Source organism: Deltaproteobacteria bacterium (assembly GCA_012522415.1).
GTDB lineage: Bacteria > Desulfobacterota > Syntrophia > Syntrophales > JAAYKM01 > JAAYKM01.
Genome location: JAAYKM010000051.1, coordinates 1 through 22,076, shown reverse-complemented (window position 1 = coordinate 22,076; position 22,076 = coordinate 1). Strand labels below are relative to the sequence as shown.

The following is a 22,076-nucleotide window of genomic DNA, read 5'->3' as shown; positions in this document are numbered from 1 at the left end:
TAGCCCCTGATAAAACAGCCGAAAATACAGGACCTTAGGTGTGGAAGAGACGTCCATTTTGCCTCTCCCGTTCCGTTTTTTCTCCTTGACCTTCACCCGCCTTTTTAGTATATGTCGCCGCGATTGAAAGGTATTCTCATCATTGAAAACACAGGTAACTGTCCGCCATGATCGCTGAATGCCCTTTTATACATAGAATGTCGGGTGGTACCCAATTCAAGTTTCTCCCCCCGGCCTATGGTGGTTAGGCGACTTTCCACCGTAATCGTTTGATAAGCGTCTTCGAGAAAACGCCTTCGTTCAGGTAAAGGCGGATACCCGTTCCGTACGGGTCTCTGCTTCTCCGTGTCGGGTTTCACGGTGGCGTTGAGTCTTCTTCCAAGGAGTTGAAAATGGAACAACTGGATTTTAGTTATGTCGATGAGGTACTGGAGCGTTACAGGGGCCATAAGGGAACGCTCATCACCGTGCTTCAGCAGGTTCAGGCGCACAAGGGCTACCTGGAAAAGGAAGCTCTGGAACGTGTTGCCAGAAGTATGGGAGTTTCAACCGCCAGCATTTATGGAATTGTCACTTTTTACGCCCAATTCCGCCTGACGCCCGTCGGAAAAAACCTGGTTCGTGTCTGTCATGGGACGGCCTGTCATGTTCAGAATGCCGACGGCCTTACCGAAGCCATTGAGGGTGCGCTGAATGTCAAGTCGGGAGAGACGACGCCGGATATGCTGTTTACCGTCGAGTCGGTGGCTTGTCTGGGATGCTGTAGCCTGGCCCCCGTCATCATGGTTGGGGAAAAAGTCTATGGGAAACTCTCCACGGACAAGGTTCGCAAAGTTATGAAAGAGTACAAGAAGAAGGAGGCTGAATGATGAAAATCCTCCGTATTGGATACAATTCCTGCGGGATTGCCGCAGGAGCGGAAGAAACCCTGAACAAGCTACATGAATTGCTTGACGGGAACAGTGATTTTGAGATCAGGAAAACAGGCTGTAACGGTATGTGCTATCTGGAACCGATTATCGATGTGATCGAGGAAGAGAAAGTATACACCTATGGTAATCTGACGGCTGACAAGGTTCAAAAATTCATTGATGCTCTGGCTAAAGGGACACACCTTGAAGACTGGATCATCCTTCACCCCGATCACCCGACGACGCAATCATCCTATCAGGACAAGCAGGTCAAGTTGGCCACCAAGAATATCGGTGTCATCGATCCGGAAAACGTCGATGACTACGTTGCGGCCGGTGGTTACCGGGCCCTGGAGAAAGTTTTGAAGACCATGGACCGTCAGGATGTTATCGATCAGGTTCGTGCTTCCGGACTCCGGGGGCGTGGAGGAGCAGGTTTTTCCTGCGGAATGAAATGGCAGTTCGCAAAGGATGCCCCGGGCGAGGAAAAATATATGATCTGCAACGGCGATGAAGGGGACCCCGGTGCCTTTATGGACCGCTCCACCCTGGAAGGCGATCCCCACGGCGTGATCGAGGGGATGACCATCGGTGCCTATGCGGTGGGCGCCCAGGTTGGGTTCTTCTACGTCAGAGCCGAATATCCGCTGGCTGTGAAGAGGCTTCGCCTGGCCATCAATCAGGCGGAGGCGAGAGGCTATTCGGGGAAAAATATTTTGGGCACCGACTTCAGCTTTACCCTCCATGTCATCGAGGGAGCCGGCGCGTTTGGCTGCGGGGAGGAAACGGCCCTGATCGCGTCCATCGAAGGGAAACGGGGCATGCCCCGCACCCGCCCACCTTTCCCGGCGACGCAGGGTATCTGGGGGAAACCCACGAACAACAACAACGTCGAAACTTACGCCAACATCCCCTACATCATCAGGGAGGGGGGAGCCGCCTTTTCCAAGTACGGCACAGACATGTCGAAGGGAACCAAGGTGTTCGCTCTCGCCGGCAAGATCAATCGCGGGGGAATGATTGAGGTGCCGATGGGGATAACCATCAACGAAATCGTCAACGATATCGGCGGCGGCATCATCAACAACGGCAAGTGCAAGGCCGTCCAGATGGGCGGGCCTTCGGGCGGATGTATTCCCTCTCATCTTCATGATACGCCGATCGATTACGAAAATATTACCGCGACCGGGGCCATTGTCGGTTCTGGCGGTATGGTCTTTATGGATCAGGGCACCTGCATGGTCGACATTGCCCGTTATTTCCTCTCCTTTACGGTCGAGGAGTCCTGCGGCAAATGCACCTTCTGTCGCGTCGGTACAAAACGGATGCTTGAAATCCTCGAGAGGATTACAGCGGGAGAGGGCACTGAGGAGGATATCCCCCTGCTTCAGAAGCTCTGTGACGCCATCATCAAGGGATCGCTCTGCGGTCTGGGTCAGACCGCTCCGAACCCGGTTCTGACCACACTGCGTTATTTCCGGGACGAATACGAAGCCCATATCCGCGAGAAGAAATGCCCGGCCAAAAAATGCAAGGCCCTGATCACTTACCGGGTGGTGGCCGATAAATGTACTGGCTGCACACTCTGTGCGAAGACGTGTCCCGTCGGTGCCGCAACCGGTGAACGCAAGCAGGTTCACCAAATCGACGATGAATTATGCACCCGTTGTGGCTTCTGCAAGGACGCATGTAAATTCGACGCGATCATTGTCGAATAGGAGGAATTATGGCGATCAAAGTTAGAATAAACGGTAGAGAATATGAAGCGAGACAAGGTGAAACCATTCGCGAAGTGGCCAAACGAAACGGAATCGGCATTCCCGTTCTCTGTGAGCGCGCTCAGATCGACCCTTTCGGAAGCTGCCGGGTCTGTCTTGTCGAACAGAAAAACGCGAGATATCCCGTGGTGGCCTGTGCGGCGCCGGTTTTTGACGGTATCACAATCAATACGGAGACCGAACTGATCCAGAGTCTTCGAAAACTCGACATAGAACTGCTCTTTTCCAATCATTTTGCGGATTGTGTGGCCCCGTGCAACATGACCTGTCCAGCGGGCATTGATATCCAGGGTTATGTGGGACTGGCCGCCAACGGCGAATACCACGACGCGGAAAAGCTCATCAAGGAGAAGGTCCCCTTTCCCGGTATCCTGGGCCGGGTCTGTCCCGCTCCATGTCAGAAGGAATGCCGCCGCAATCTGGTGGATGAAACGGTTTCGATCAAGTCCATCAAGCGATTCATCTCGGACAGGAATTTCGAAAGGGGTACCCGCTACAACCCACCGGTCGCTCCGTCAAGCGGTAAGACCGTGGCCATCGTCGGCGCCGGGCCGGCCGGGATGTCCTGTGCCTATTACCTGGCCCAGCAGGGACATCAGTGCATGATCATCGAAAAACTGCCGAAAGCGGGCGGCATGACCCGGTACGGCATCCCCGATTACCGCCTGCCCCAAAATGAGCTGGATGCGGAAATCGCGGAAATCGAGTCTCTGGGCGTGGAATTCATCTACAACACGGAATTGGGCAAGGATGTGACAATCGATGGTCTGCGGCGATCCTTTGATGCGGTCTTCCTGGCCGTCGGCGCCCATGTAAGCAAGTCCATGGGAATTCCCGGCGAGGAACTCGAAGGGGTCTATCAGGGGATCGACTTTCTGCGGGATGTGAAACTCGGCAAGCAATTTGACCTAGGCGAAACGGTGGTGGTCGTGGGCGGTGGAAATACGGCTATCGATGCCGTTCGGACGTCTCTGCGTCTGGGTGCGAAAAACTGCTATATCGTTTATCGGAGAAGCCGTGCGGAAATGCCGGCCGATCCCATTGAAGTGCACGATGCGGAAGAGGAAGGCGTGCGCTTTCACTTTCTCACCAATCCGGTTAGGATTCACGGGAAGAAGAGAATGGAATCCATTGAATCCGTTCGCATGGAACTGGGTGAACCCGATGCATCGGGCCGGCGCAGCCCGGTCGTCATCGAGGGGTCGGAATTCATGCTCCAGGCGGATACGATCATCATGGCGATCGGCCAGGAACCGGATGTCGCCTGTATCGGCGCCGATTGCGAGGTCCGGACGACCAGATGGTCGACCTTTGTGGTCAATGAGGACACTTTCCAGACGGATATTCCGGAGGTGTTCGCCGGCGGTGATGCCATGAGGGGCCCCTGCACGGTGGTCGAGAGTATCGCCGACGGGCGCAATGCGGCCACCCAGATCAACCGTTTTTTGAAAGGACGGGATTTGACGCCCATTCCCGGCGTCTACTCGGTTCAGCGCGGAAAATCCTTGGGAGATCTCAGACCGCTCGAAGAGGAGTGGAAGAACCGTTATCCTGCTGAACCGCGTGCCGAGATGCCCATGGTTGATCCCAAAGAGCGTATCAAGGATTTCAAGGAATGCGAGCTGGGTTTTGCTGAAGGGGAATTGCGCCGGGAAGCCGGTCGATGCCTGGAATGCGGGTGTTTCTCCCAGTATGACTGCGAACTGCGGCAGATCGGCAAGGTCGTCGACGCGGAACCGACAGCGCTGAAAACGAAAGGAGAAATTCGATTCGAACCGGACTTGAGGCATCCTTTCATTATGAAAGATCAGAACAAATGCATCCTGTGCGGTGCCTGTGTACGGGCTTGCGATGAACTGAGGCATGTTGGAGCCTGGGGTTTCGTCGACCGCGGTTACGTGACGACGGTTCAGCCTTCGTTCGGGGTCGCCTTGCAGGAGACGGACTGCGAGTCTTGCGGTACCTGTGTACAGAACTGCCCCACGGGATCGCTCGATGAAAGGTTCCCCGGTACCAAGACGGTCCCGGAGGATGCGATCGAGATGCCGGGTGTCTGCACCTTCGGGGGATTCGGTTGTCATCTCAATCTGGCCACGGTGAACGGCCGCCTTGTCTCTGTGAAGGCACCGGAACGCGATCCGAATAACGGTCTCCTGTGCAGGTACGGGCGTTACGGTACCCGCTATATAAACAACCTGCCCCGGATTACGGAACCGATGAAACGGGACGGGGATATCCTGAAACCCATCTCCTGGACGGAAGCACACAAAATTCTTGTGGGTAGTGTGGGCCGCATACCGGGTAAAGACTGGGGGATATATGCGGGAGGTCGGCTGACCTTGGAGGAGTTGGCTCAGCTCGATGTCTTCGTTGATAAAAACATGCCGGAAGGGTTGAAATCCTCTTTCTCCTCCGACTCCCTCAAGGTTGGTGAGGCGATCAACGAAACGTTTGGCACGGTCGGCTCACCCTGGAGTTATAATGTGGTGGATGCGGCCGACATGGTTCTTGCGGTTGGTTTCGACGATGAAGACATGATGACGGTTCTCGGTGTCAAAATCCGCGGCGCGAAAAAGAACGGCGCTACCCTGTATGGTCTGGGGATGGAAGCCCCGAGGACGCTGCATCATGCTTTCGACATCTTCGACGTCAGCCATTCGCCCGCGGCGACACTGGCCGGTGTCTGTAAAACGGTTGCGAAATCCGTCAAGACTGCGGAGACGAAGGGGCTGTTCAAAGGACTCAAGGTGGCCGCCTGCGAAGAGGATGACGATCTGCTGTCGGCCCTGAACGGGGCACAAAATCCTGTTATCGTCATTTCCGGCAGGGCTGGGGGCAACACGGCACGGTGGGCGGCGAATCTTGCGGTGTTAAAGGGTTGTCCGGTTCTCGGCCTGCCTTTGACGCCAAACGCCCAGGGTCTTCTGGAAATGGGCTTTGCCGAGGATATAGCGGCCCGAAGAGGCTTGTTCATCCTGGGAGAGGATCCCGTCGGCTGTGCGGTGAGCGGGAAAGTTGCAGATGAAGTTGTCGGTAAAGCGGATTTCATCGTGGTGGCTGACGCGTTCCTGACGCCGACCGTGGAAAAAGCGGACCTGATACTCCCCCTAAAGGTTTCCGGGGAAAGGGCCGGGACATTTTTGTCCGGTGAACGTCGCCTGAACCGCTTTGCCCAGGTTCTGAAGGCGGATTATCCAACCATATTCGACAGGATTCCCGAAGTCGGTAAGACGGAAAAACTGAGAATGGCGCTTCGTGCCCGTTTCATCAGTCTGAGGACGGCCAAACAGGGTGTGGTTCGTCCCGCCCCCCTTGCGGATGGGGAGATCCGTTATACGAACGGGGCCGATTATCTGAGTGCCCAGGTGAACTGGGAATTCGAGCAACTTGAATTGTAAGAAGGGTTTAATATCTGAATTAGAAAGCCCCCCGGTCGTAATAAACTACCGGGGGGCTTTCTTGTTTCACTCCGTCAACATCATCGAACGCCTCCATCGGGAGATTCGGCGACGGTCCCGGGTTGCGGGCATCTTCCCCGGCATGGATAGTTATCTTCGCCTTGTCAGCGCCTACCTGATTGAATATGGCGAGGACTGGTCGACAGAAAGATGTTATGTGAAACCGTCGCTCATAGAAGAGCAACGGGCAGCACTACGAAAGGCAGCGTAATCGGAAGATGTAGATGGACTCGTTACCCGAAATTGCAAGCATTACTTGACGTGACCGATCCGCATAACACGCCTTCAAATATTGCGGCTAAACCATTGTATAAAGCCATATATTCAATAACTTATACCATGGTGTTCATTTGTTGTGGTGTATTATGGGGATCCGTATAATATGTCGGCTTCAAGCATATCCATGGAACGATACGTATCCGCTTAATTTCATTGCGGTAAGTAGAAATGCCCCCTATGCAGGCGGGATATAGAGTAAGAGGCTCCGAGAAGGTTGCCAACAAGAAATTATGAATCAGATTGACGGATTGGGTTAAGAATATCAAGGAGAAGTCATCTCCTCCCGACCGGGATAAACGGATTCAGAGAGAAGCAAGGTTTCTCCCTGCGGTCGAAATGACCCCGTATACAGGCGTATAAATTCTATTGGATATCCGGGTATAAATTCTGTTCTTTTCCATCCGTACAAAAAAGAGACCGGTCGTGATGACCGGTCTCCGGTAAGTCGATAAAGGGTCAGGAATGGGCTTCTTCCATTGCCCCTGCAATGTACATCATGGACAGGAGCATGAAAACCAAGGTTTGGATGAAGCAGATCAGGAGCTTCAGAACCAAGATCGGCAGGGGGATCAGCAGGGGCACCAGGATGATCAGAACGGCCAGAACGATGTGTCCCCCCTCGATGTTTCCGAACAGACGGAAGGTCAGGGAAACGGGACGGGCCAGATGCCCGACGAGTTCGATGGGGAGAATCAGAGGCGCAAGCCAGGGACTGGGGCCGACAAACTGTTTCAGATATTTCCAGCCATGGATCTTGACGCCTACGATATGCGTCAGGAAAAAGACGACCAGGGCCATGCAGAGGTTGGTGTTCAGATTGCCCGTGGGTGATTCGAAGCCCGGAATAAGACCCAGGAGATTCGAGGTCAAAATAAAAAGACCGATCGTCGCGATCAAGGGGAAGAACTTCTTGCCGTGCTCGCCCATGGTGTCGAGCAGCAGTTTGTACATGGCGTCGATAATCACTTCCATGACGTTCTGAACGCCGCCCGGATTGATGTTCAGGCGCCGGGTTGCAAGGAAGGACAGAATCACCAGTCCGATCATGATCAACCATGTGTAGGTCACATGGGTGGGCATACCGGGGAATGCAAGTTCCAGAAAAGACAGGGGATGCATTGTTTATTTAACCTCCTCCAGACAGTTTTTTTTTGACAGGGTCATGATCGCCGTCAGCACCAGGTTGATGACCACCACGGAAAGGCCGACCAGAAGCCCTAAAATGTCCACTTTATTGCTTGTCACAATGAAAAAAAGAACCACGGCCGTCAGGGCCAGCCGAATAAAGTATTTGAACATCATCGCCGACTTGGCCGAACCGCTGAGCCGTGCGAAAACATCCTTCATGTTTTTGTAAAGCCAGTAGAAATTGATGATACTGATCAGACCACCCAGAAAGACGCCCAGAGCGAAACGAGGAGACAGGAAAAGAAGACTGATAAGGAGAAACATCCCCAACAGGATCCAGTTGAAGATCTCAATTTTTCGCTGGAGGGGGTCTTTTTCTATGGGGTTCACTTTTTATACCCTTTATGAAGGGTGTATCATCCTTAATTTTTTTAATTAAAAGATAGACATTGCGAAATCCGACAAACACACCCAGGATAAGCAAAAGAATGGTGAAATAAGGGGCGGTTCCAAACTTGCGATCCAGGTAGCTGCCTAAATAAACGCCGCCAAAGATCACGATAGCCATGAAGATGCCCACGGTACTTGCGTAGGTCATCTGCATGAGAGATTTCTTTGTCTCCTTATCCATCAGCGTGGGGCTAATAACATGAAAACAAGGTCAAGTCAAACAAAATTCCTCACCGGACACATGGGGTTACCTTTGGTATGACCATGACCGCACCGGACTCAAGGAGCCCCCAAATTCGCCACATACCAGTCGATCGTTTCTTGAAGTCCCTCCCGCAGAGGTGTCTCGGCTGAAAAAGAGAATTCGCGGAAGGCCCGTCCCGGGTCGACGGCCCGGCGGGGCTGTCCGTCCGGTTTGTTCTGATCCCAGAGAACGCGTCCCTGGAAACCTGTCAACTCCACAATCAACGCGACGAGATCGGCGATGGAAATCTCGCAGTTGGTTCCGATGTTGACGGGCTCGCTTTTGTCATAATGCACGGTGGCGGTTGCGATGGCCCGGGCGGCATCTTTGACGAAGAGGAATTCCCGGGTGGCCCGCCCGGTTCCCCAAACCGTGATCTCATCCTGACCCTCCCGAACAGCCCGGACGCATTTATCTACCAGGGCGGGAATCACATGAGATGAACGGGGATCGAAATTATCTCCCGGGCCATAAAGATTTGCCGGAAGCAAAAAAATCGAATTAAAGCCGTACTGCGCCCGGTAGGCCTGGGACTGTACCAGCATCATTTTTTTGGCCAAGCCGTAGGGAGCGTTTGTCTCTTCCGGATAACCAACCCAGAGGTCCTTTTCTCGGAAAGGGACGGGCGTGAACTTGGGGTAAGCGCAGATCGTCCCGATGGCGACGAATTTATCGATTCCCCTCACCCATCCCTCGTGGAGAAGCTGGGTGCCCATCATCAGGTTTTCATAGAAAAGGGTTGCCGGATTTTTCTGGTTGAAGCCGATCCCACCGACTTTGGCCGCCAGATGGATGACGATGTCCGGTCTTGTGTCATCGTACATTCTGGCAATGTCGTGACGATCGACCAGATTATACTCCGGTAAATCCGCAATGGCCAGTTGTTCGCAGTTTTGCTGCCGGAGCTGGGTCAGCAGGTGGCGGCCGAGAAAACCCTTGCCGCCTGTAATCGTGATGCGCTTGTTCCGGATTGGTGGAGTCATAGATTCCTCAACACGTCATTGATGATTTCAAGGGTTTTTTCAATATCCGCCCTTGTGTGAGCAAAAGAGAGAAAGGAAGCTTCAAAGGGTGAAGGGGCGAGATAAATACCCCGTTTCATCATTTCTTCAAAAAAAGTAACAAAAAAGGCTCCGTCGGCGTGTTGGGCTGACGCCAGATCCGTCACGGGGTCATCGGTAAAAAAGAGGGTAAACATGGATCCGGTCTGGTTAATCGTGATGGGAAGGCCTTTTGTTTTGAAAAGGTGCCGGATCTCAGCGCATAGATGGCCTGTTCGGTTGTTCAACGCATCATATTCCTCCCTCATTTCTTTGAGGATGGTCAGGGTGGCGCATCCCGCCGCCATGGCCAGGGGGTTGCCCGAGAGGGTGCCGGCCTGGTAAACCGGGCCGACAGGGGCCAGGCAATCCATGATTTCCTTTTTGCCCCCGAAGACGCCGACCGGAAGCCCCCCGCCTATGATTTTACCCAGGCAGGTCAGGTCCGGTTGAAGCCCCTTTAGAGTCTGAAAACCGCCGTAAGTCAGGCGGAAGCCCGTAATGACTTCATCGAAGATGAGGACAATCCCGTGTTGCTTTGTCAGATTTCTCACGTATTCCAGAAAACCCGGTTCGGGAAGGACAACGCCCATGTTGCCCGGAACGGGCTCTACGATGACGCAGGCGATATCCTGACCGTATCTTTCAATCGCTCCCGTGAAGGTTTCCCGATTGTTGAAGGGAAGAGACAGGGTCAAGGCGGCCAGAGACGACGGTACGCCGGGACTTCCCGGGATGCCGAGGGTGAGTAACCCCGAGCCGGCCTGGACAAGAAGAGAATCGGCATGACCGTGGTAGCATCCGTCAAATTTAACGATCTTGTCCCTTCCCGTGAATCCCCTTGCCAGACGAATGGCACTCATGGTGGCTTCCGTTCCGGAACTGACCATTCTGATCCGCTCGACGGTGGGAAAGGCTTTTTTGATCAGGACGCCCATGGTCGTTTCCGCTTCCGTCGGGGCGCCGTAACTGGTGCCTTGCCCGGCGGCCGCCCGAATGGCCTCGACCACCCGGGGATGGGCGTGCCCGAGGATCATGGGTCCCCAGGACAGGACATAGTCGATATATTCATTGCCATCGACATCATGGATCCTCGATCCCACCGCATGATGGATAAAACGCGGCCGGGTTCGAACGGCTTTGAAGGCCCGAACGGGGCTGTTGACCCCCCCGGCAATCACTTCTCCGGCTTCCTGAGCCAGGCGTTCGGACAAATTCGTCATGTCAAAAATACTCCATGCTGGTTTTTTTTAACTCCGCCAGACTTTCCAGAACAACATAGTCCGAAATGGACACCGCCGTCGACATGTCGTTCAGCAGCGTGTCCATGGAACCTTCTTTCAGGTGAATCATGGTGAAGAGATTGTATTTACCCTGGAATGCGGGCTCTCGCTGGTAGCAATGTGTGACTTCCCGATACGCGGCCAAGCGGGTTCCTGTCTCGTTACAGTGCTCCGCCGGAACGGCCCAGGCAACCATCGCATTACGGGTAAAGCCGGCTTCCCGGTGGCGGATCAGGGCGGCCAGTTTGCGAATCACCCCTTCCCTTAGCCAGTGCGTAAGCGTTGACAAGACCTCGTCTTCCGGGATGCCTTCGGTTTTCTCCAATGCCGCGAAAGGGCGTGGCACCAGGGGCAGGTCCTTCTGGAGGAAACGGATAATTTTTTTTTCTCTATCGGTCAAATTCACGTCAAGGCCCTGCCGTTTCAGATTGTAAACATTGCTTATTATGGAGGCATGACAAAATCAAGTCGTTTCATGATGCCGCCTCTCATGAATGTCACGACCGTTTGGTCGCTTTGACATATCCCCTCCGGTTCCCCCTTTCCCCATCGGGAATATCCCTTGACATTCTCCATGCTCTTCGCTAAAAAGTGCTAAATAGGTGGGTAGCTTTCGATGTTGGTTGATAGTGGCTATCCAGAATATCGAAAGGAAAGGGGGTGAAGAAAGTTTTTGTTCGGGTTTTATTCGGTAAATAAAAAAAGTCAGACAGGAGGAAAAAATGAAAAAAGTATTTAGGTACAGTATCTGGACGGCAGTGGCTTTTCTGGCATCGGCAACCATGGCTTTGGCGGCAGAGGCGGCTCCGGGTGCGGTGGTCGACTATACGAAGGCGATCGTACTGGGGTGTAGCCTCATCGCGGCGGGTTTGGCGATGGGTTTGGGTGCAATCGGTGCCGGACAGGGCATGGGACAGGCCACCAGTGGCGGCAGTGTTGCAGTGGGCAGAAACCCAGAAGCTCAGGGCAAGATCATGCTGACCATGATGGTAGGTTTGGCCATGACTGAGTCCATCGCAATTTACGCGCTGGTTATCTCTCTGGTTATTCTTTACGCGAATCCGATCATCAAGTTGCTCGGGTAATAGCGATCCGTTATCATTGAAGGGGGAAGGAAGCGATAAACAGAGTCTTTCTTCCCCCTTTTTTATTCCAAATCATCCACCTGTGGTCTGCCCCTTAACATCTTCTTTTCCGAAGTCTGTCGTTTTTCCTCCAGCATCTTCTCTTTGGCCCGCTTTGAGCGTTTCCGTTTTTGCCGGCGAATCTTTTCGATCTTTGCCTTTTCCGACCTGAGAAATCCTTCTTTGAGCCGTTCGATGCGGTCCAGAAGGAGCCGTCGGGCAAGAAAACGGTTCAGGGCCTGGGAACGCTCCTGCTGACATTTGACGGCCAGCCCGGTCGGGATGTGGACCAACTGGACGCAGGTTGCGGTCTTGTTGACCTTCTGCCCGCCGGGGCCGGAAGAGCGGACGAACGTCTCCTGGAGATCCTCTTCCTGGATCCCGAGTTTTTCCATACGCTCCGAAAGAGCCTGTCTTTTTTCCACTGATACGACCAAGTATCGGTCTCCCTCTTTTGACTATCGATTCCTTTTCCTGTATGGCCGGAAGAAAGTCAAGATCAAGTTAGGTCATCTTTTTCATACGGGGGAGATGGCGGTGGCTCCATGACTGTGGCGCAAAATAAAAATGTCTGGTATTTTCATCAACTGGGGGGGACTGTTTTATGTTCGATGTCCGACTGATCAATGATCCCTTTGAGGATCCCGGGGTTTTTGTGGAACTCAGATACCGGAGGGAAGCCCTGCTGTTCGATTTGGGCGACCTGCGCGGCCTGGCGCCCCGTAACCTGCTCAAGATCAGCCATATCTTTATTTCCCATACCCATATGGACCATTTCATCGGCTTTGATCATCTGCTTCGGGTGTGTCTGGGACGAGACCGGACCCTCCGGCTCTTCGGGCCGGAGGGGTTCATCCGGAATGTTGAAAACCGTTTGGGTAGTTACACCTGGAATCTGGTTGAAAATTACGAAAATGATTTAGATCTGGAGGTGACGGAAGTCCAAAAGGAGAAAAAAAAGACCTGCTTCTTCCGGTGCCGAAATGCTTTCCGGCGTGAAGAAGGCTCAGAGGGTGCAATCGGAGACGGGATGCTCGTCGATTATCCCTTGTATCGGGTTCGGACGACAATTCTGGACCACCGCATTCCCTCCCTGGCTTTTGCCCTCGAAGAGAAATTCCGGATCAATATCCGCAAGGATGTTCTGCGGGAGATGGCTATTCCGCCCGGCCCCTGGCTGATGGAATTGAAAGATCGGATTGCTGCGGAGGAGGACCCCTCTTCGACGATTCGAGCTTCCTGGAAGGGGGGATATGACGGACGTGGGTGTGAGCGGATCTTTACGTTGGGCGAACTGAAGGAACGCCTGGTCCTGATCACAAAGGGCAAGAAAATCGCCTATATCGGCGACGCGATTTTCAGCCCGGAAAATGAAGTCAAAATGCTCTCTATAGTCCAGAATGCGGATCTGCTTTTCATCGAGGCATCCTTCCTGCACGAGGATGAAAAGCGTGCCCGGGAAAAATATCATCTGACGGCGCGTCAGGCGGGAACCATCGCCCGCAAGGGCGGAGTGAAAAGGCTGGTCCCTTACCATTTTTCGCCAAAATATCAGGGAAAGGGGGCGAAGCTGCAGGAGGAAGCCGTCCGGGCTTTCAGGGAGGAACATTGAGTGTGCTCCCGGTACAGAGGTGCCCGCCTATTTCAACGGGTCCCGTTGTTTTCTGAAGGTCATTTTGCCGGCTGTTTCAAGACTCCGTCAATGGAAGAAGGTCGGACGTGTGACCGCCGGGAATGTGTGGTCGGAATGTAAACAGGAAGGTTTGAGCGGGTTTTGCCTTATTGTCGTTTGCCATGGCATGTGCGTCGCCGATGTTTTTACTCACAGTTCTCGCGTTCCGATGCCCCCAGACTCCTGAACAGCCCTTTCATTTCATCTGAATATTCCTTTCCCGTTCTGTAAATAAAGAGGGGGGAAAGAATACGGAGTTCTTCCCCCCCCTCCTTGATTCCTTCCACAAGGATGAATTGCGCTTCCGAATCGGGATAGGAATGGACGACGCGGATTCGTTTGGGCTCGATTTTTTCACGACGCATGCGCGAAATGGCTTCGGCACAGCGTGGGGCCGGATAGATAAAAGTGATCCTGCCCGAGGGTTTAAGCAATCGGCGGGCCCCATGGAGAAAATCGGCAAAGCCTCCTTCCACTTCATGACGGGCAATGGCTTTCTGGCGGTCGGGATTGATCTTGCCTGATCGTAGGCGGCGGTAAGGGGGATTAAAAAGGGCCGCGTCAAAGGAACCCGGAGAGAAATGATTCCCCATCCGCCGGATGTCACCCTCCTGTATCGTGATCCGGTCTGCCATGCCGTTCAGGGCGGCGTTCCGGCGGGCCATGTCCGCCAGTTCTTTCTGGATCTCGATACCGCAAATACGAACGGTCGGGTTGCGGCGAGCCAGGAGCAGACTGATGACGCCGCTGCCGGTGCCGATTTTCAGAATGTGTTCGTCCGGTAGTTCACGAAAAAACGAAACGAGAAGGAGGGCGTCAATGGAAAACCGGTAACCCCTGGACGGCTGGATGATTTTCAATCCGGCGTCAAAGAGTTTTTCCAGTGTCTCCCCCTCTTTTTTCAAAACCGATCCGTCATCAGCGGCCATGATAATGTCCTTTCGGACCCCACCGTTACATACGGTGATGTGGTTAAAACAGCCTTGCCTTTACCAATTTTGTCATGTCGGGTGCAGAGAAGCATCTTCCAGCGGGTGACGGCAAAGGATCGAGCTTGCTGAAGACCTCGTTTTGTACCAGGTTGCCGCCCTCTTTAGTCCAGCAGGTGGACAAAAATACCGCTTCTGAGCTTGGGTTCGAACCAGGTTGATTTTGGCGGCATGATCAGTCCTGCGTCAGCGACCCGGATAAGTTCGTCCAGCGTTGTCGGATACATGGAAAACGCCACCCTGAATTCCCCGCCGTCCACCAAGCGTTCCAGTTCCGTCATGCCCCGGATGCCGCCCACGAAGTCGATCCGTTTGTCCGTCCTGGGGTCTCTGATTGCCAGGATCGGTTCCAGAAGACTGTTTTGAAGAATGGATACATCCAGACTGCCGATGGGGTCTTCCTCCGGATATATTGCCTGTCTGGCTTTCAGTCTGTACCACCGGCCGTCCAGGTACATACCGAATTCGTGCCGGGCTTTTGGGCTCTTGTTCTTAAAATCGGCGGATACGATGAAAGCCTCCGCTATACGTGCCAGAAACGTTTCGTTATCAAGACCGTTTAAGTCTTCAACCACCCGGTTATAGTCCAGAATCCGGAGCTGGTTGTGCGGGAAGGCTACGGCAAGAAAGAAATTGTACTCCTCGTTGCCCTGGTGGTGCGGGTTATGGGTTCGGCGTAATTTTCCGACCGATGAGGCTGCCGCAGCCCGGTGATGCCCGTCGGCAATGTAGAGGGTGTCAATTCGGGCGAATTCATTCCGGATGGCCTCGATGAGGCGTTTATCCTTAACCACCCAGGCTGCATGGCCGATGCCGTCGTGGGCTGTGAAATCGTATTCCGGTGTTTCGGAAATAATCCCGGCGACGATTTTGTCCAGGGATTCCCGGGCTTTGAAGGTCAAAAAAACGGGACCGGTGTGAGCGCCTACCGTGTCGATGTGTCGGGTTCTGTCCATTTCCTTGTCCGTCCGGGTCAGTTCGTGCTTTTTAATCAACCCCTTCTCGTATTCCTCGACGCTGTAACCGGCGACGATGCCGTACTGTTCGTGTCCGTCCGTGCTCTGGCGGTAGATGTAGTAGCAGGGCTGGTCGTCCTGGAAGAGGATTTTCCGATCGATCATCCTCTGCATGTATGATTTTGCAAGCTCGTGCACGTCATCCCCCGCCGGATCCGTTCCCACGGGCAAATCGATTTCGGGTTTTTCCACATGGAGAAAACTGGCGGGATTGCCCGCGGTGAGTTTTTTCCCTTCCTCCACATTCAGGACGTCATAGGGATAGGAGGCGACATCCTTGACAATGTCTTTCCGCGGCCTCAGGGCTCGAAATGGAACGACGTTGGACATGCTTGTATTCTCCTGTTGCGAAATTGGCGTCATACTGCCATACTGCATAGCCGAAATCAACCGAAAAGGGGTCCTGTTCCAAGCGGGACGAAGGCCTCAAGGGGGAGAAAAGCAACGATGAACCGTGTATTTATCCATGGATTGGAAAGCAGCGGCCTGGGGACAAAGGGCCAGTTTTTTCGTAAACACTACCCGGATATGCTGATCGAGGATTATGAAGGACCTTTCGAGGCGCGCATGGAAAAACTAGACCGGCTGCTTGCTGGGAAAGAGGATCTGATCCTGGTCGGATCCAGCTACGGCGGTCTCATGGCGGCGGTTTACACCTGCGGGAACGAGGAACGGGTGAAAAAACTGATCCTTCTGGCCCCGGCTCTGACACTGCCGCAATTTGATTCCTGCAAGCGGGCGCGTCTGACCCTGCCTGTCGTTGTTTACCACGGCAAACAGGATGCAATCGTTCCACCCGAGGCAACCCGGAAAATTGCCGAAGAGGTATTTACCAACCTCTTTTACCATGCCGTAACGGATGACCATTCCCTTCATGAGCATTTTGAAAAGATGCCCTGGGACTGCCTCCTGCTATTCCGGGGACACAACACTTAATTATTCCCTATCTTCTTTTTTGGTCCCGACTTTTGCTTCTGCAACGGCCGCCCGATCAGCTTTTCAATATTTTTAACAAAATCATGGCTTCCCGCCGGTCTGCCCGTGCGTGTAGATCGCATCACGCAAGATAAAGCATCTTTGCTTTTATCTGTGTCCAGCAAATACTCCCGCCAGTCTCTTACCAGACCATACAGATCCCTGCTTTTTAACAGGACATCCTCATCTATATGACCAACGTGATACGCCGCGCTTGACCACTGATATTCCCATGCATATCCGGCCATACCGGCTTCGACCGGATTGTTTTCCACATACCGTACCGCAGCCAGCAAATGCCGTTCATCCAGAACGCAGGAACTAAATCTTCCCTGAAACAAGTATCCCCGACATTATCTTTGAAATTTTTCATTCTTGTATATCGCTTATGTGCTTCCCCAAAACCTCGGGCAAGAGATGTCTCGTTGTTTGGTACGACAATAAAATGAACATGATTTGTCATCAGGCACCAGGCAAGAATATCCATCTCGTTACGCTTGGTTTCTTCTTTAACAAATTGCAAATACTGATGCCGCTCTTCGTCATCGCAAAAAATATCCATGGATCGGACACCCCGCTGAGTGACATGATGAGGAAAACCCACGGCTACAATTCTCGATATTCTTGACATGAAAACCTTATAAATCTTGTAAGAACTTTAATCAATCAAATTAAGTGTTATGTCCCCCGAACCCCGGGGATAAATGTTGATTCATGTGAGCTATGTAACCGTTTGTTTCATAATTAATATGAATTGGACTTATGCATGGCATGCCGTGTAATCAGCACACAGGCAATAAAACACAAGGATATTATTCATCATATAGAAAGATTGATCAAAACAGGTGAACTTTGGGGGCGATGACGGGCCATCGTGAAAGTTTGCGGGAAGAGAGCGCTTTTTCGTCGTCAAATCAGGTTTAATCAACGAAGAAAGGATGAGGTGATGCAGGAAGAGCACGTTGGGGTTAACAGAAGACGGTTTTTGAAAACGGCGGCAGTCTCAGCCCTGGCATTGAACCTGGTTCCCGGCCGATTAGGGGCAACGTCCTTTCAGGCTGACACACTTCAAGTCTGGTCGTGTGGTGGGTTGGCCGAAGCTTTTAACAAGGCCAACCTCGTATACAAGGAGCAAGTCGGTGTTCGAATCGATTATACAGGGGCGTTTGCAGCCGCTCTCGGAAAATCCTTGCTGGGCGGCGCCGTAACGGAGGTGTTCGCAGGGCGGGTTCTGAAGCTCGCGAAGAAGTTGCGCGAGGAAGAGAAAATGATCTATTTTCGCCCCTTTTGCTTTACGGAATACGTGATGATCACACCCAGGGGGAATCCGGCGAACATTCAATCTTATGAGGACCTGGCCCGGCCGGGGGTCCGCGTTATTCTCCCTTTAGGTGCCTCTCCTCCCGGAGGTGAAGCGGTCATGGGCATTCTGAAGAAGAGCGGCATGGCCGAGGATATTCTCAAGAACACGGTCGAGAAGGAAAGCTGTGTTATCAAGATGATGCCCAAAATCATCAGTGGCAAAGGACAGGCTTCCATTGTGGAAAGACGTCTCATCCGTATGGCCGAATTCGAAGGTCAGGTCGAGGTCATTCCACTGCCGGAGAACATTTTCCATCCCGGTCCCTTGACCTTCACCATCGGTGTCATGAAATACGCCAGGGACAGGCGGTTGGCCGATCATTATGTGGATTTCGTCTGTTCCCGTGAAGTACAGGATATCTTTGAGCGACAGGGATTCATTTCCGCGTATTCCGACCGGGGGAAAGCGCTGGTCGAGAAATTGGGGGTGAAAGATGTCTAGCCGCAATCAAACCAAGATTATATCCACACCCTTGATCTGGGTGCGCCGGATGGTCCAGGTGGGGATGCTCTTTGTACTGGGGCAATGGTCATTCTACGGGATTTTCCGTTGTCCCTATCCTGTTCCCTTTGTGGATTGTCAAGTATGTCCCGTCATCACCTGTTGGGGAAGGATTACCAGCCTTTTCTGGGGACTCTGGCTCTTCGTCCCCCTGTCCGTTATTTTATTCGGACGGGCGTTCTGCGGCTGGCTCTGTCCTGGTGGTTTTGTCAATCAATTGATCGGTAAGGCCGCGATTTTTAAATTGCGTACCCGGAACCGCTTCTCAAAGTGGGCTCCCCTGGGACTCTGCCTTGGGTTGGCCGTTACGCTTTTCTTGTGGCTGGTTCTGGGAAATCCCCGCTGGATAATCCCGATCCGCATCGGTGAATTTTGGCCTTCCATCGGCCTCTCTTTCGAGCACGCTTCTACGGCTTGGTTGATCCGGACCTTTACGGTTCTGGGGCTGGTGGCAGCCGGATTGGTGATCGCAAATTTATGGTGCCGTTTCGTCTGCCCGACAGGCTGTTTACTGGAGTGGTTCAAGAGGGTTGCCATTTTCCGGGTTTTCAAAACCGATGCCTGCAATAACTGCGACGCATGTCTCAAAATCTGCGAAATGGGAACCCGTCCTGATGAGGTTAACTGTACGAATTGTGGTGATTGTCTCAAGAGCTGTCCGGAAAATGCCATCAAGATCGGCAGAAAGCGGATGTAAGATGCCCAATACGGCAATCAATCATCATCGGCGGCGCATGGCCGACCATCCTTGCTTCTACGGTTCGGCTCAAGGCAGATGGGGGCGGATTCATCTGCCGGTGGCTCCGGAATGCAATGTTCACTGTTGTTTTTGCAATCGTCGTTACGATTGTGCGAATGAAGGACGTCCCGGTCTTACCCGCCGTATTCTCAACCCGGACGAAGTGCTGTCCTATCTTGATGAAATTATGAAAGATCGGACCGATATTTCCGTGGTCGGCATCGCCGGCCCGGGAGATCCGCTCTGTGATCCGGAACGGACTTTGAAAACCGTGAAAGCGGTTCATGCCGCTTACCCCGATCTTCTGCTCTGTTTGTCAACCAACGGCCTGAATCTCACGGATCATATCGCGGATTTGGCCGAGGCGGGCGTCACCCATGTTACCGTTACGATCAATGCCGTCTTGCCACAGATCGGCAGCCATGTTTATGACTGGATCAGGATCGGGGGTAAAGTGTATCAGGGCAGGGAGGCGGCCGAGAGGATGATTTTTCGCCAGCGGGAGGCGATTTACAAGTTAAAGGCGAAGGGAGTGGTCGTGAAAATCAATACGGTCATGCTTCCCGGAGTCAATGTGGACCATATTCCGCGCATTGCCGCCGAAGTGGCCGGTTGGGGGGCCGATGTCATGAACTGTATTCCCTTGATACCTCTCCCGAATACCCCTTTTGCCGGCCTGGGGAAGATGGCGAAGGGCCGGATTGACCATACGCGCAGCCTTGCCGCTTTATCCATTCCTCAGATGTACCACTGTCGCCGGTGTCGGGCCGATGCCGTCGGGCTTTTGCATCAGGGTGAATAACAGGATCTGAGGTCGATGGTAATGTCTTCAAGCTCTCATGGTCATCCCTGAAAAATAATTCAACTCTTCGGCCACCTCAAACAGGGCCATCGTCTCCGGTGCTATTACCTCAAGGGAACCGAAGGCGACCCTCTGTTGCCCGGTTTGCGGTTTCAACCTGATGAATCCTCCCAGAGCTTTTTTATTCCTTTTCGAAGAGTGCTTTGGCGGTCACTGTTAGGCCATCAAGAACCTCTTGCTAACCCCCTTAAACGCCTGCTCCGTCGCAAACGGAGTTTTTCAGGGATGACTAATTATTCCAGCCACCAATGAAATCTTGCAGGAACTTTAAGCAATCAAATTAAGTGTTATGTCCCCCGAACCCAGGGATCTGCGGCAGTGACTGGAAGAAGTGTCAACAGCAAGTATTATTCAATTGCAAAGATGAGTCCGGTTTGACATATTGTTTCCGCTTTAACGCTGCTGTCTGGTACGTCGGAAAGGAGATAGGGATACGGAAAAGATGCATCGGCATGTGAAATGTATTCTCATCATTTTATTTTTGGCTGGTTCCGGTCTGCTGTGGGGATGCCCAAACGAGAAAAACAAAAATACTCTTTCCGATCCGTTTCAGATGAATGCACCCGGCTATTCCATTGGCGTGCCCCAGGGTGCCGCATCCATGATAATTGTTGAGCAAAAATTTCCGCAAAGCAAAATAGAATATTACCAAACGGTTCCCGATGGTTATCTGGCGGTTAAGCAGGGGAAGATTGATGCCTTTGCCTTTGGCCGACACACGCTTCAGTATATAGCCGCCCGCGATTGCAATCTGGCCGTAATGGACCAAAAGATCGGAGATCAGCGGATTGTTGTCGGAACGGCTCGGGGGCAGGACGAACTCATGGAAAAGGTCAATGCGTTTATCAAGCAGTATCGGGGGGACGGAACCTACGAGGATATGTACAACCGGTGGATTCTGGGGAAAAATGCGCGAATACCGGATCTGCCGGAAACAAAAGCCCCTGTTCTAACCCTGAAAATCGGCACGGACGGTTTAAATGAACCGATGAACTTTTATGCCAATGGCGAACTGACAGGATTTGATATTGAGTTCGCAAAACGACTTGCGCTTTTTTTGAACGCAAAAATTACGTTTCAGACCATGGACTTTTCCGCCCTGGTCATCGCCGCACAGACCGGGAAGGTCGATTTGTTGGTTGCTGACTTGAACGCCACTCCCGAGCGGGGGCGGAATATGCTCTTCTCGGATACCTACGTGGATTCGGAAACCGCCCTGCTTGTCCGGAGGGACCGGCTGATCGCCCGGGACGATAAACGGATAGACAATATTTCACAACTGTCAGGGAAAAGGGTCGGTGTTATCACCGGTGCGATGTATGAGAATGTCCTGAAAGAAACAATACCCACGGCGACTCCCGTCTATTTTTCAACTTTTACGGATCAGATTGAGGCGGTCCGAACAGGAAAAATAGATGCCTTCCTGGTGGATGATGTGGTGGCAAAGGATATGATCCGCCAGACCACCGGCGTCACTTACCTCCAAGAATGGCTGAGTACCAATGAATATGCGTTTGCGTTTGCCAGGGAACGGGTGGCGTTGCAGGTACAGGTCAATGCCGCGCTGCGGAAAATGGGGGACGAGGGGACGCTCCGGGAGCTGGCGCAAAAATGGTTTGGTGAAGATGAGCGGGTCAAGGTACTGCCCGACATCGGCCTGCCTGATGGAAAAGATGTCATCCGGTTTGCCACGAACAGTAATTGTGCACCGTTTGCCTATATGAAAGACGGCAGGATGGTCGGCTACGATATCGAGACGGCGATGATCATTGCCCGGAAACTCGGGCGGGGTCTGAAAATTACGGATATGGAGTTTTCTGCGATTATCCCGGCTCTGAAGACAGGAAAAAGCGACATGGCCGGAGGGTTTATCACCATTACGCCGGAGCGTTCGAGATCGGTTCTGTTCAGCAGCCCGAACTATACGGGGGGGACAATCGCTGTCGTCGCGTCGCAAACCAAGGGCGTAAAGCCTCTGCAAGCGGACGGTTTTTGGGTGCGCATGGACCAGAGTTTTAAGCGGACGTTTGTCATCGAGGATCGTTACAAACTGATTCTGCGAGGTTTGGGGGTTACCCTTGTCATTTCCCTGTTGTCGGCGGTATTCGGGACGGTTCTGGGATTTGCCATCTGCATGATGCGCCGGGCAAGGACGAAGTGGATGCATCTTCCGGCAATGGTGTTCATCCGGGTGATTCAGGGCACGCCGATCGTCGTTTTGCTGATGATCTTGTACTATGTCGTTTTCGGTGGCGTCGACATCA

General features: G+C 52.9%; 22 protein-coding genes. 11 read left to right on the top strand and 11 right to left on the bottom strand.

Translation table 11 applies throughout. The features are described from left to right. Window positions 1-392: 392 nt before the first annotated feature. The 4 genes from nuoE (at window position 393) to GX147_04900 (ending at window position 6,358) form a co-directional block, all read left to right on the top strand. Complete coding sequence (gene nuoE / locus GX147_04915) at window positions 393-869, top strand: NADH-quinone oxidoreductase subunit NuoE (GenBank protein NLN60042.1); 477 nt, start codon at window positions 393-395, stop codon at window positions 867-869. Beyond that, complete coding sequence (locus tag GX147_04910; GenBank protein ID NLN60041.1) at window positions 866-2,629, top strand: NADH-quinone oxidoreductase subunit NuoF; 1,764 nt, start codon at window positions 866-868, stop codon at window positions 2,627-2,629. The genes nuoE and GX147_04910 overlap by 4 nt, the downstream gene beginning before the upstream one ends. 8 nt (window positions 2,630-2,637) lie before the next feature. Then, window positions 2,638-6,087 (top strand): FAD-dependent oxidoreductase, encoded by a 3,450-nt coding sequence (locus GX147_04905; protein ID NLN60040.1) that lies wholly within the window; start codon window positions 2,638-2,640, stop codon window positions 6,085-6,087. Window positions 6,088-6,148: 61 nt separating this feature from the next. After that, complete coding sequence (locus GX147_04900; GenBank protein ID NLN60039.1) at window positions 6,149-6,358, top strand: hypothetical protein; 210 nt, start codon at window positions 6,149-6,151, stop codon at window positions 6,356-6,358. Between the two features lie 524 nt (window positions 6,359-6,882). On the opposite strand, the gene atpB is transcribed toward GX147_04900, so the two are convergent. The 6 genes from atpB to GX147_04870 all read right to left on the bottom strand — a co-directional run bounded on the left by atpB (window position 6,883) and on the right by GX147_04870 (window position 10,977). Next, a complete protein-coding gene (atpB, locus tag GX147_04895) occupies window positions 6,883-7,545 on the bottom strand; it encodes a F0F1 ATP synthase subunit A (GenBank protein ID NLN60038.1) in 663 nt (220 codons plus the stop codon). Between the two features lie 3 nt (window positions 7,546-7,548). After that, window positions 7,549-7,944 carry an ATP synthase subunit I gene (locus GX147_04890; GenBank protein NLN60037.1) on the bottom strand — a complete coding sequence of 132 codons (396 nt, stop codon included), beginning with the start codon at window positions 7,942-7,944 and terminating at the stop codon, window positions 7,549-7,551. Beyond that, on the bottom strand, window positions 7,904-8,158 hold the full coding sequence (locus tag GX147_04885) for an AtpZ/AtpI family protein (GenBank protein NLN60036.1): 255 nt from the start codon (window positions 8,156-8,158) through the stop codon (window positions 7,904-7,906). Before GX147_04885 ends, GX147_04890 begins: the two co-directional genes overlap by 41 nt. Before the next feature lie 125 nt (window positions 8,159-8,283). After that, window positions 8,284-9,231 (bottom strand): GDP-L-fucose synthase, encoded by a 948-nt coding sequence (locus tag GX147_04880; protein NLN60035.1) that lies wholly within the window; start codon window positions 9,229-9,231, stop codon window positions 8,284-8,286. Beyond that, a complete protein-coding gene (hemL, locus tag GX147_04875) occupies window positions 9,228-10,511 on the bottom strand; it encodes a glutamate-1-semialdehyde 2,1-aminomutase (protein NLN60034.1) in 1,284 nt (427 codons plus the stop codon). Before hemL ends, GX147_04880 begins: the two co-directional genes overlap by 4 nt. 1 nt (window position 10,512) lies before the next feature. Next, the gene (locus GX147_04870; protein NLN60033.1) at window positions 10,513-10,977 is read right to left on the bottom strand and encodes an Lrp/AsnC family transcriptional regulator; all 465 of its coding nucleotides are present in this window, start codon (window positions 10,975-10,977) and stop codon (window positions 10,513-10,515) included. Between the two features lie 316 nt (window positions 10,978-11,293). On the opposite strand from GX147_04870, the gene GX147_04865 reads away from it, so the two are divergent. Beyond that, a complete protein-coding gene (locus GX147_04865; GenBank protein ID NLN60032.1) occupies window positions 11,294-11,656 on the top strand; it encodes an ATP synthase F0 subunit C in 363 nt (120 codons plus the stop codon). A gap of 62 nt (window positions 11,657-11,718) precedes the next feature. Here GX147_04865 and GX147_04860 read toward each other — a convergent pair whose 3' ends face one another. Further along, window positions 11,719-12,090 carry a peptide chain release factor-like protein gene (locus GX147_04860; protein ID NLN60031.1) on the bottom strand — a complete coding sequence of 124 codons (372 nt, stop codon included), beginning with the start codon at window positions 12,088-12,090 and terminating at the stop codon, window positions 11,719-11,721. A 209-nt stretch (window positions 12,091-12,299) separates the two neighbouring features. On the opposite strand from GX147_04860, the gene GX147_04855 reads away from it, so the two are divergent. Then, on the top strand, window positions 12,300-13,307 hold the full coding sequence (locus GX147_04855) for a ribonuclease Z (protein NLN60030.1): 1,008 nt from the start codon (window positions 12,300-12,302) through the stop codon (window positions 13,305-13,307). A gap of 206 nt (window positions 13,308-13,513) precedes the next feature. On the opposite strand, the gene GX147_04850 is transcribed toward GX147_04855, so the two are convergent. Beyond that, on the bottom strand, window positions 13,514-14,296 hold the full coding sequence (locus GX147_04850) for a tRNA1(Val) (adenine(37)-N6)-methyltransferase (protein ID NLN60029.1): 783 nt from the start codon (window positions 14,294-14,296) through the stop codon (window positions 13,514-13,516). Window positions 14,297-14,460: 164 nt separating this feature from the next. After that, on the bottom strand, window positions 14,461-15,702 hold the full coding sequence (locus tag GX147_04845) for a DUF1015 domain-containing protein (protein NLN60028.1): 1,242 nt from the start codon (window positions 15,700-15,702) through the stop codon (window positions 14,461-14,463). 117 nt (window positions 15,703-15,819) lie between these two features. On the opposite strand from GX147_04845, the gene GX147_04840 reads away from it, so the two are divergent. Continuing rightward, window positions 15,820-16,308: an alpha/beta fold hydrolase gene (locus tag GX147_04840; protein ID NLN60027.1), complete on the top strand. Its 489-nt coding sequence runs from the start codon at window positions 15,820-15,822 to the stop codon at window positions 16,306-16,308. Here GX147_04840 and GX147_04835 read toward each other — a convergent pair. Then, on the bottom strand, window positions 16,305-16,643 hold the full coding sequence (locus GX147_04835; protein NLN60026.1) for a hypothetical protein: 339 nt from the start codon (window positions 16,641-16,643) through the stop codon (window positions 16,305-16,307). The two genes, GX147_04840 and GX147_04835, sit on opposite strands and share 4 nt — an antisense overlap. Then, on the bottom strand, window positions 16,535-16,909 hold the full coding sequence (locus GX147_04830; GenBank protein ID NLN60025.1) for a hypothetical protein: 375 nt from the start codon (window positions 16,907-16,909) through the stop codon (window positions 16,535-16,537). Before GX147_04830 ends, GX147_04835 begins: the two co-directional genes overlap by 109 nt. Window positions 16,910-17,293: 384 nt before the next feature. Between GX147_04830 and GX147_04825 the strand changes: the two genes are divergently transcribed. The 4 genes from GX147_04825 to GX147_04810 all read left to right on the top strand — a co-directional run. After that, window positions 17,294-18,151, top strand: a complete 858-nt coding sequence (locus GX147_04825) for an ABC transporter substrate-binding protein (GenBank protein ID NLN60024.1) — start codon at window positions 17,294-17,296, stop codon at window positions 18,149-18,151. A 64-nt stretch (window positions 18,152-18,215) separates the two neighbouring features. Next, the gene (locus GX147_04820) at window positions 18,216-18,908 is read left to right on the top strand and encodes a 4Fe-4S binding protein (GenBank protein NLN60023.1); all 693 of its coding nucleotides are present in this window, start codon (window positions 18,216-18,218) and stop codon (window positions 18,906-18,908) included. A gap of 16 nt (window positions 18,909-18,924) precedes the next feature. Then, entirely contained in the window at window positions 18,925-19,752 is an 828-nt protein-coding gene (locus GX147_04815; GenBank protein NLN60022.1) for a radical SAM protein, read from the top strand. A gap of 502 nt (window positions 19,753-20,254) precedes the next feature. Next, the coding region (locus GX147_04810) for an ABC transporter permease subunit (protein NLN60021.1) at window positions 20,255-22,076 on the top strand (1,822 nt) is incomplete at its 3' end.